10 protein-coding genes are annotated in these 10,390 nt (G+C 71.4%); 9 read left to right on the plus strand and 1 reads right to left on the minus strand.

Translation table 11 applies throughout. From position 1 onward, the window contains the following. Window positions 1-22 precede the first annotated feature (22 nt). The 4 genes from VF584_20265 to VF584_20280 are packed head-to-tail and all read left to right on the plus strand — an operon-like array spanning window position 23 to window position 4,236. Window positions 23-2,698 (plus strand): LodA/GoxA family CTQ-dependent oxidase, encoded by a 2,676-nt coding sequence (locus tag VF584_20265; protein HEX8212523.1) that lies wholly within the window; start codon window positions 23-25, stop codon window positions 2,696-2,698. Continuing rightward, entirely contained in the window at window positions 2,695-3,135 is a 441-nt protein-coding gene (locus VF584_20270) for a hypothetical protein (GenBank protein HEX8212524.1), read from the plus strand. The genes VF584_20265 and VF584_20270 overlap by 4 nt, the downstream gene beginning before the upstream one ends. Before the next feature lie 4 nt (window positions 3,136-3,139). Further along, window positions 3,140-4,021 carry an FAD-dependent oxidoreductase gene (locus VF584_20275; GenBank protein HEX8212525.1) on the plus strand — a complete coding sequence of 294 codons (882 nt, stop codon included), beginning with the start codon at window positions 3,140-3,142 and terminating at the stop codon, window positions 4,019-4,021. Then, entirely contained in the window at window positions 4,015-4,236 is a 222-nt protein-coding gene (locus VF584_20280) for a hypothetical protein (GenBank protein ID HEX8212526.1), read from the plus strand. Before VF584_20275 ends, VF584_20280 begins: the two co-directional genes overlap by 7 nt. 302 nt (window positions 4,237-4,538) lie before the next feature. Here the strand turns inward: VF584_20280 and VF584_20285 are convergent, their stop codons facing one another. Beyond that, a complete protein-coding gene (locus VF584_20285; GenBank protein ID HEX8212527.1) occupies window positions 4,539-5,084 on the minus strand; it encodes a DUF411 domain-containing protein in 546 nt (181 codons plus the stop codon). A 234-nt stretch (window positions 5,085-5,318) separates the two neighbouring features. On the opposite strand from VF584_20285, the gene VF584_20290 reads away from it, so the two are divergent. The 5 genes from VF584_20290 (at window position 5,319) to VF584_20310 (ending at window position 10,238) form a co-directional block, all read left to right on the plus strand. After that, window positions 5,319-6,998 carry an ATP-binding protein gene (locus tag VF584_20290; protein HEX8212528.1) on the plus strand — a complete coding sequence of 560 codons (1,680 nt, stop codon included), beginning with the start codon at window positions 5,319-5,321 and terminating at the stop codon, window positions 6,996-6,998. 86 nt (window positions 6,999-7,084) lie between these two features. Beyond that, window positions 7,085-8,455, plus strand: a complete 1,371-nt coding sequence (locus VF584_20295) for a sigma-54 dependent transcriptional regulator (GenBank protein HEX8212529.1) — start codon at window positions 7,085-7,087, stop codon at window positions 8,453-8,455. Window positions 8,456-8,918: 463 nt separating this feature from the next. Next, entirely contained in the window at window positions 8,919-9,446 is a 528-nt protein-coding gene (locus VF584_20300) for a hypothetical protein (GenBank protein HEX8212530.1), read from the plus strand. Between the two features lie 76 nt (window positions 9,447-9,522). After that, window positions 9,523-9,885 carry a hypothetical protein gene (locus VF584_20305; GenBank protein ID HEX8212531.1) on the plus strand — a complete coding sequence of 121 codons (363 nt, stop codon included), beginning with the start codon at window positions 9,523-9,525 and terminating at the stop codon, window positions 9,883-9,885. 173 nt (window positions 9,886-10,058) lie between these two features. After that, window positions 10,059-10,238, plus strand: coding sequence for a hypothetical protein (locus tag VF584_20310; GenBank protein HEX8212532.1), 180 nt, complete (start codon window positions 10,059-10,061; stop codon window positions 10,236-10,238). Window positions 10,239-10,390 lie beyond the last annotated feature (152 nt).

Consider the following 10,390-nt stretch of genomic DNA (forward strand, 5'->3'; position numbering starts at 1 on the left):
CCCGAACCCCGAGAGCTCCACGATGGCGACGGTATACAGGATCCATCCCGGGATCGGGATCGCCCGCCTGGGAAACAGCCCGGACGGCTTCTGCATCGCGGCCGAGCAGCCCGCCGCGCTCCCCATAGAGTGCGACCAGGACGGCAACTCGCTGCCGCTGGGCGCCCCCGCGGGAACGGAGCAGCGCGCCACCCGCCTCAAAGACGACGCGGGGCGCATCCGGCGCCAGGCGGCGCGCTTCGGCGTGTGGGTGTACGACGACGAGAACCCGGACGGGCGCCCCCTCAAGGTGGGCGACCCCGTGGCGGGCGGGGGGAACCACGGCACCCTGGTGGACATCCAGTGGCGCGTGCACCTCGGCAACAAGAAGGCGTCGTGGTACGAGTTCAAGCAGCTGCAGGGGGAGCACGGCTACGAGGCCGATCACCCGCGGCGCAACCCGCAGGTGACGGCGGACCAGGCGCGGCAGAACCTGATCGTCGATCCCGGCCCGCGGGTGGTGTCGCTCAACACCACGCGCCGCGCCCGCTTCTCGGCCGAAGGGGGCGAGGTGTACGCCTCCACCTTTCCGCCGCCGCTGAAGCCCGCCTCGGTGGAGACGCTGGGCGACCTGATGGTGGACGACCAGGCGCGGCTTCTGGTGCTGGGCGGGCACGGCAACGCGGGCACCTACCTGTACGACGACTTCGGGCAGCCGCGCATCGACCACTACGCCAACAACGACGGGTGGTTCGACGACACCAGCGACGGCCCGGTGATGGCGCGCCTCGTCTTCTTCTCCGATGAGGTGCAGGCGATGCGCTTCGTGGACGTGGAGTACCCGGCGTGGGTGATCGCCGCGTACCCGGACTTCGTCCCCAACATCCCGGACATCGTGACGATGGACGAGACGGTGTACGACCTGTTCGTGCGCCGCTTCGCCCACCGCACCGACCTGTACGGCGAGGCGGGGACCTTTGACTGCCCGCAGCGCATCGACCCGCGCGACAGCGAGGCGCTGGTGGTGTGGCAGGCCGGGCGGCTGGGGTGGAACCCCGACTACCGTCCCTGGTTCTTTCGCGACATCTGGCCGATCCTCTGGCGGCCGGAGCAGTACCTGTACCTCACCAGCATCCTGGCGCAGTCCAACGATCCGCACAACCAGACCGCGCGCGGCACCTTTCAACCCAGCCTCATCGGCGCGGCGCCGCGGGTGGACTGGGTCCGGGTGAACGAGTGCTTGGCGGCGGGCTGCGGCGAGCAGGTGGGCGATGCGGTGGTCGCCCCCATCCGCGCGATGCTGCGCGGCACCGCCGGCTTCGGAGACCAGGGCTCGCGCGGGATGCGGGCCGCGGCCGCCGACTCGGTGCCGGACGACCTGCTGGACGGCTTCCAGCGCGCCGTGGCCGCCTTCGCCGCCGAGCCGGAGCCGGCGGGGGCGCCCGACCAGGTCGTGCGGAGCTTCGCCGCGTCCGCCTCGTCGCCAGAGCGCGCGGACGCCCGCGGCCGGCTGCAGGACGAGGTCGCGGCGCTGCTGGACCGGCTTGGGCCCGCGGTCCCCTCCGGTCCCGCGCACGGCACGGCGCTCAAGACGCAGCGCGCCCCGGTCTACAACTCGGCCCCCGAGGACAAGCGTCCGATGGGGGTTCGCGAAAAGGTGGAGGGCGCCCTCCGCCGCCAGATTCGGCGCCTCTACAGCGGCGAGGTGCACCGAGAGTGCCTGCGGGAGTGCATCGCGCGGCACACCAGCGACCCGTTCCGGCCGGAGCGCGAGTTCCTCTTCTCCCTCCTGCGCGAGCCGGGGGAGGAGAACCGCTTCAGCCGGGGCGGGCGCGCCACCACGCGCGTCTTCAACCTCCCGCTGATGCCGCTCCTCTCGGGCGACAACCCGATGAGCAACATCCTGCCCTCCAAGTTCCTGCGCCTCACCGACTTCCAGTACTACCTTCTGACGCAGTGGGCGGAGGGGAAGTTCATCAACGAGCTGGAAGAGAAGTGGGTGGACAAGGTGGACCCGGACGACCCGTGGGCGGTGAGCCCCATCCGCACGGGGCGCGACCTGGACCAGGGGGTCCTGTCGCACGCGGTGGGCGGCGCCTTCTGCCCCGGCGGCGAGGTGGGGTGGATCATGCGCAACCCGGCCATCTGGCTGGAGCCGTACCGCGTGAAGGCCGATCCCGTGTTCAGCGCCTTCTCGCTGACGGCCGCGCAGGCGAACAGCTGGCGGGGCGCCATCCCGGAGACCGACTACATCGGCTACGCGGACCAGCAGCTGAGCCAGACGGACGACCTGGACACCGGGATGCAGCCCGGCGACCTCACCAAGCACATGGCGATCCCCTGGCAGGCGGACTTCAACGAGTGCTCCACGCAGGTGATCGACGTCACCTACGAGCTGTGGAACCAGATCGACTACACCAACCCGCAGGACTCCCTCCTCCAGCGCCAGCAGCGGAGCTGGGAGACGCTCTGGTGGCCGGCCCACCGCCCCATGCAGAACTACGAGCCGCTCCCGGTGGCGCCCGACGGCTCCCGCGGCTACCGCTGGCTGGACTGGGCGCGCGGCGTGACGCAGACCAACGCGGGCGACCTCAAGATGGTGACGGAGTGGCGCCGGCTCCCCTTCGTGATCCGCAACCCCGACCCCAGCCCCGCGCCCGGCGACCCGGTGTTCATCGGCGTGGAGCGCACTTCCCGCGACCAGGAGACTTCGCGATGAAAGGAACCAACCCGTTCGTGGGAAGCTGGACGTACCGCAGCCTCCTCAACGACCCCGCGCTGGCGCCGGACCCGTCCAAGGACCCGCAGCCGTGGGCCGACCTCTTCTTCGGCTACGGCACCATCGTGATCGAGGAGAGTGGGCCGGAGCAGCTCACGGGCACCATCGGCGGCGGCGGGTGGTCGCTGAACCTGCGCGGCTCCATGAGCTACGGAAACCCGAGCCAGGTGCGCTTCCAGGGGCGCGGCGTGGTGGGCGGCGACGAGTGGGTGTACGACTACATCGGCTGGCTGGTGCCGGTGTGGCCCAACAGCACGAACGACCTGCAGACGCGCGCCATCGTGGGGAGCGTGGTGCGCACCATTCCCCATCCGAGCGGGGGCGGCACGGCGCCGGCGGGGGTGGTGGCGTCGTTCTACGCGGTGCTGGCGAAGTAGCCGGATGACGGACGTCGCGGTCGTGGGGGGCGGCCCGGCCGGGTGCGCCGCCGCGCTCGCCCTCCGCGCCCACGCGCCGGGGCTCTCCGTGACTCTGCTGGAGGCGAGCGGCTACGCCGAGCCGCGCATCGGCGAGACGCTTCCTCCCCCGGCGGCGGAGGTGCTGCGGCAGCTGGGGATGTGGGACGAGTTCCAGGCGCAGGCGCACCGCCCCGCCTACGGCACCTCGGCGGCGTGGGGCGATGCCCGGCCGCACGACCACGACTTCTTCGGCTCGGTGCACTCGGTGGGATGGCACCTGGACCGCGCCGCCTTCGACGCCATGCTCGCCTCCGCGGCGGAAGCGCGCGGCGTGGAGGTCTGCCGCGCCACGCGCGTCACCGGCGCGGAGCGGGCGGGCGGGGGATGGCGGCTCGCGCTCGACGGCGCTCCCGCGCTCCATGCGCGCTTCGTGATCGACGCCACCGGCCCGTCCGCTTCGTTCGCGCGGCGCCACGGCGGTGCGCGCGCACGCGTGGTGGACCGGCTGGCCGGCTTTGCGCGATTCCTGCGCGAGGCGCGCCCCACCCCGGCCGGGACGCTGGTGGAAGCGTTCCCGGACGGCTGGTGGTACACGGCGGCGCTTCCCGGCGGGCTGCGGGTAGCCGTGTGCATGACGGACAGCGACCTCGCGCGCCCGTTGCGGCTGGACGAGGAGCGGGGGTGGCTGGATGCCTGCGCGACGCGCCGCTCACCTCGGCCCTCCTGGACGGCTCCGAGCCGTGCGGGCCGCCGCTGGTGCGCGCGGCCCGCTCGCGCCGCCTGGACCCGCCCTCGGGCGACGGCTGGCTCGCCGCGGGCGATGCCGCGTCCGCCTTTGACCCGCTCTCCTCGCAGGGGGTGCTGAAGGCGCTCCGCTCGGGGATCTTTGCCGCCTACGCCGCCGGAGACCTCCTCGCCTCGGGCGACGAGCTGGGGATGCGCCGCTACGACCACTTCATCCGGGAGGAGTTCGCCGGCTACCTCCGCGCCCGCGCCCGCTACTACGCCGAGGAGCGCCGCTGGCCCGCCCGCGAGTTCTGGCGCCGCCGCCACGCCCCCGAGTCCGCCGCCGCACCATAGCAAGAGGTCCGCCCGCGCACCCGCGCCGCGCGGACCTCTTCTGCATGCCAGGGGCGAGTGAACTCGCAGCAACAACAGCACAAAGTCCGCCTGCGCGGACTCGGGGTCCGATGCCGCGTTCCTCGAGCCGGCTTCAGCCGCCTTCCCGTCGTTCCAGCCGGGGGATTTATCCCCCGGTAGTGCGCCGGCGCCGCATCCACCGCCGAGGCACCCCGCGGCGCTGCGTCTCCCCGGCGACGTGTGCCCGGCGTCGTGCCCCCGCCGTCGCATCCCCGGCGTCGAATGCCGGCGCTCCCAACCGATCAGCGGCTCGCGTACACCTTCGTGTTGCCGCCACGGTCAAAGGAGATCACGTCGTAGCGGTCCTTGTAGGGCCCTTCCATCCCGGGCGAGCCCATCGGCATGCCGGGGACGGCGACGCCCGCGATCTGGGGCTTGTCGCGCAGCACGCGCTGGATGATCTCGGCGGGGACGTGGCCCTCGAAGACGTAACCGCCCACCTTTGCGGTGTGGCACGATGCAAGGCCGGCGGGGACGCCCCACTCCGCCTTGATCGGCTCCACCTGCTCCACGTCGTGCACCTCCACCGTGTAGCCGTTCGCCTTCAGGTGGTCCACCCACTTCGCGCAGCAGCCGCACGTCGGCGTCTTGTAGACGACGGCGAGGAGGGCGGATGCAGCGGCGGCGGAGCCCGGCGCGCGGGCCGTTCCCTCGGCGTGCGCGCCGGAGGCGTGCACCGAGGCGGGGGACTGCGCGGGCGCGGCATCCGCGCTGGGAGCCTCGCCGGAGGGGCGGGCGCAGGCGGCGGTCAGGGCGAGGATCAGGGTCGCGCGGAGGGCGTGGTTCATCGGTGGCTCGCGGATGGGGGTTGCCGGGCGCCGGCGGACGATCGTTCCGGCGCCCCTGTACCCGCGAGGGGGGGCGTGTGGTCCCTGGACGCGCGAAATCTCGGAGGTCGAGGTGGGGGAGAGGGCGGGCGTGATGAATCACGCCCCTACGATGCCCCCCGCTTGACACACCCCCCGGCGCGGCGGATCATTCGCAGCCGGTTCGTGCCGTCTCCTTCCCTCGCGCCCCGCCGAATGGTCCGCCAGAAACGCTTTACCACGGGGACCATTCCGGACACGCGGCAGCTCCTGTCGTGGGTGTACGTCGCGCGGATGACGCTGGCGGCGGCCATCTTCGTGGCGGCGGCGTGGGCCTGGCGCGACGCTCCGCCGGGGACGACGCTCACGGCCACGCTCCTCTTCGTGACTGCGCTGCTCGTCACCTTCCCATCGTTCTGGCACACGCACCTGGCCGGCCGCACGCCCGGCCGCGCGTACCTGTACGGGCAGGTGGTGTTCGACGTGTGCATGGTCGCCGTCGTCGTGCACCTGACCGGTGGCAAGGACAGCAGCTTCGCGCCGCTGTACGTGCTGGCGATCTTTGCCGGGGCCGTCCTCCTCCCCATCGTGGGGGGGATGCTGATCGCGGTGCTGGCGTGCGTGCTGTACTTCGCGGACGTGGTGTGGAGCGCACACGAGCTGGACGCAGCCGTCTTCCTCCAGATCGTGATCTTTGGCGCGGTGGCGCTGGTCACCGGCTACCTGGGCGACCGGCTGCGCCGCACCGGGGTGGCGCTCGGCGAGGTGGAGACGGAGCTGCGGCTGCTGCGGCTGGACACCGCCGACATCCTGGCCAGCATCCTCACCGGCATCCTGACCGTAAACGGATACGGGCGGCTGGTGTACATGAACCCCACCGCCGCCGAGCTCCTCGACCTCGACCCGCGCGAGCTGCAGGGCCAGCCGGTGATCGCCGCGCTCGACGCGGCCGCGCCGGGGCTCGGCACCATCATCGAGACCTCCGTCCGCGAGAACGCGGGGGTGCGGCGCTCGCAGACGGGGGAGGGGAGGGACGGGATGGTGCTGGGGGTGAGCACTACGGTCGTGGAGCGCCCGGAGCCCGAACCCCCCTCGGTGACGGCGATCTTCCAGGACATCACCGGGAGCCGGCGGCTGGAGGCGCTCCGCCGCCGCGCCGAGCGACTGGAGGCGGTGGCCGAGCTGAGCGCCTCGCTGGCGCACGAGATCAAGAACCCGCTCGCCTCCATCCGCAGCGCCACCGAGCAGCTCGCCGGCGACGGAATCGACCGCGAAGATCGCAGCGTGCTGAGCAACCTGGTGACGCGCGAGTCGGACCGGCTGAGCCGCCTGCTGACGGAGTTCATCGACTTCGCGCGCGTGAAGCTCCGCGCCTCTGCCCCCGTGCGCGCGGGGACGATCGTGAGCCACGCGGTGGAGCTGGTGCGCGCCCACCCCGACGCATCGGGGCGCGCCATCCGGTTGGAGTGCACCGCCGAAGCCACCACCGCCGAGGTGCTGGGCGACGAGGACCTCCTCCACCGCGCCTTTCTCAACCTGGTGCTGAACGCCGCGCAGTGGGCGGGCCCAGGCGGCAAGGTGGAGGTGGAGGCCGACGTGATCCAATCCGACCTCCTCTCCGCGGCGATGAGCAGCACGCGGGCCCTGCGCGTGCGCGTGACCGACACCGGCCCAGGCGTCCCGCCGGACGAGGTGGAGCACGTCTTCGACCCGTTCTTCACCCTGCGCCCCGGCGGCACGGGCCTGGGCCTCGCCCTGGTGCAGCGCGCCGCGGAGGCCCACGGCGGCGCCGTCTTCGTGGACGAGCCCCGCGGCGACGGCTGGGGCGCGACGTTTACGCTCTATCTTCCGGCGCTGGACGGGGAGGGAACGGAAGTGCCAAGTGCTGAGTCCTGAGTCCTAAGTGGAACGCACTCACGCACCAACACACTAACGCACCTTCTGTTCAGCACCTAGCACTCAGCACTTAGGACTTCCCCACTATGTCCGACGCCACGAAAATCCTCGTCATCGACGACGAAACGGCCATCCTCGACACCCTCCGCATCCTCCTGCGCCGGGAGGGCTTCCAGGTGGAGACCGCCGTGGGGGGGCAGCAGGGGGTGGCCCGGATGGAGGAGCTGCGCCCGGACGTGGTGCTCAGCGACGTGCGGATGCCCAACGTGGGCGGGCTTGAGGTGCTGCTGGCCGCGAAGGAGCTGGACCCGTCGCTTCCGGTGATCCTGATGACGGCGCAGGCGTCGCTCCAGACGGCGATCCGCGCGGTAAACGAGGGGGCGTTCTACTACATCCAGAAGCCCTTCGCCAACGACGAGATGGTCGCCATCTGCCGGCGGGCGGCGGAGAGCCGGCAGCTCAAGCGCGAGAACCAGGCGCTCAAGACCGAGATCCGCCGCCGCGACCGGGGCGACTCCGCGCGCCCCATCGGCCGCAGCAAGCGCTTTCTGGACGTGCTCAAGACGGCCGAGACCGCCGCCCCCACCGACTCCACCATCCTCGTGACGGGGGAGAGCGGCGCGGGCAAGGAGGTGATCGCCAAGTACATCCACGAGATCTCCGGGCGCTCGGACGGGCCGTTCGTCTCCATCAACTGCGGCGCCCTCCCCGAAAGCCTGCTGGAGAGCGAGCTCTTTGGCCACACCAAGGGCTCCTTCACCGGCGCGCACCGCGACAAGCAGGGCCTCTTCGTCGCGGCCAAGGGCGGCACGTTCTTCATGGACGAGGTGGGCGAGATGTCGCCCGCCACGCAGGTCAAGCTCCTGCGCGTCCTGCAGGAGCGCGAGGTGATCCCCGTCGGCGCGACCGAGGCGGTGCCGGTGGACGTCCGCATCGTGGCCGCTACCAATCGCGACCTGGAGGAGGAGATTCGCCGCGGCGGCTTCCGCAGCGACCTGTACTACCGCCTCAACGTCATCACCGTCCACCTCCCCCCGCTGCGCGACCGCGGCGAGGACGTGCCGCTCCTCGCCTCCTTCTTCCTGGAGCGGTTCGCGGGCGGGAGGGGGAAGGAGACGCCGCGGCTTTCGCAGGAGGCGGTCAACGCGCTGGCGTCGTACGACTGGCCGGGCAACGTCCGCGAGCTGGAGAATGCCCTGGAGCGCGCCGCCGTCCTCACCGCCGACGGCGAGATCCAGGTGTCCACGCTCCCCACGCGCATCACGGAGCGCGCCCCGCAGCCCCTCGTCTCCGCCGCCCTGCCGCCCAACCCGACGCTGGAGATCATCGAGCGCGCCTACATCCACTGGGTCCTCCACTCCGAGAGCGGCAACAAGACGCGCGCCGCCGAGGTGCTGGGGATCGATCCGTCGACGCTCTACCGGAAGCTGCTGCGGTACGGGATGGATGCGGGGTGAGGGGCGCCCGAGCCCCCTCCCCGCTCGTTCCTCGCTGCCCCTCCCCCAAAACTGCTGGGGGAGGGGCGTTTAGCATGTATCTGCGCGGGTCGCACGGATCGTCGCGAGGGGCGGGCACGGGCAGCCACGCGGGGCGGCCCCTACAGAATTCAGGGTGGATGGCGGAGGTCTAGGTGGGGGTAAGGGTGGGCAGACACGCAGGTCTGCCCCTAAGGAAATCGTGCGAGGGGCGAGGGTCGAGGAAGGCGGCCGGTGGGCGCGATAAATCGCGCCCCTACGGATCTGTGCAGCCCGCGCCGCAGTTCTCCCCCTCACCCGCCCTGCGCCCCCGCCCCGGTACAGAACCTGCCGAGCCCCCTCCGCTTCCGGTGGCAACGTCCCCCGCACGAAGGTGGCGCACATGACTGTTCCGGTGCTGGCCGGCGCGTCCTGGCGAGGAGCGTAGGCCGCGGTGCGGTTGCTCGTGATCGTGCCCGTCGGCGGTGCGGACGAGGGGCTGCTGCAGGCGCTCGCCGACGACCTGGGGCCGCGGCTGGGGCTGGAGTGCGCGGTCGGCGCGGGGCTCCCGCTGGAGGAGGAGTGGTGGGACGGCGACCGTTGCCGCTACCTCTCGGGACCTATCGTCGATGCGCTGCTGGAGCGCGCGGACCGATCGGGACGCGACCCGCGCGAGTGCTGGTGGCTCGGCGTGGCCGAGGCGGGGCTGTGCGCACCGGAGTACGACGTCGTCTTCGGCGAGGCGACGATGGACGGGCCCTGCGCGGTGGTGGGGCTCGCGTCGCTGCGCGTACCCTGCGCCGACGGCACCTCCGCTCTCTGGCCGCGCCTGGTCACCTCGTCCGTTCACGAGCTGGGACACCTGGCGGGTGCCGAGCACTGCGCGAATCCGCGGTGTGTAATGTACCCCTCGCGCGACATCGCGGACACGGATGGGAAGGGGAACTCCTTCTGCGGAGCGTGCTTCCAGTGGGACGCCGCACGTGGAGCTTGATCCCCGGGCGTCGCGAGTATACTTTGTAAAGAGCATCCCTCCCCGCATCTCCCAGTCGTCCCATACCGGCTCATTCATGAACCACGAGTCACCCCGGTCGCTGCGGCGCGCGTACCTGGATTGGGTCGAAGAGCAGGTCGAGAATTTCAAGGACGAGATCCCGCGCTCCGAGCTCCTGAGGATCGCCGACGAGGTGGTGCGCGAGCTCCGGATGACGGACTCGGGGCAGTACCAGCTCACCGAGCTCCTCATCTGCCACGCGATGGACAAGCGGATCGCGCGCTCGCTCAAGCTCCCGGGGTACCGCTCCTGGAGCGCCCAGCGCCTCGCCGCCCTCAACGCGCCGCTCTTCCCGCCCGACCTGTCGCCGCCGCCGCCCCCGCGCCCGGCGCCAGCGCCGATCCCTGCGGTGAAGGCTCCCCTGGCCTGTGTCGGTTGAACACGTGCGCTGATCACAAACGGCTACACCAGACGGCGCGAGCACGGTTGCTCGCGCCGTAAGTCGTTGTACCTCTTGTGCTTGGGATGGCGCCCGTTCACGGTATGCGCCGTGCACGGGCACGGGGATGCCGCGCCATCTACAGCGGCGGTCCTTTAGCGTGAGCTATTCCGATGATCGATCAACGTACGTCCCGCGCCGACCTCCCCGCCGAAGCTCGGGAGATCGTGGGGATCGTGGTGCAGGGAGTCCCGTCCCTGCCCGTGCGCCCCCATCTCGCGTTCATGTGGGGCCCCGAAGCGGCTCCGGTTCCATCCATCGCCTTCGGGCGCGAGCGCAACCGGGCGGCGTAGACAAAGCATCACACAGAGGGCACAAAGAGGAACGGAAAGGCTCAGCGACAAGCCTTTCCGTTCCTCTTTTCGTGCCCTCTGTGTCTCTGTGGTGCGCCGTGCAAAGGCGGCGTGTTCTTGCGGGTGAAAGTCCCGCCGGAGGAGTTGACGGT

Origin of the sequence: Longimicrobium sp. (assembly GCA_036389135.1) — a bacterium.
Lineage (GTDB): Bacteria > Gemmatimonadota > Gemmatimonadetes > Longimicrobiales > Longimicrobiaceae > Longimicrobium.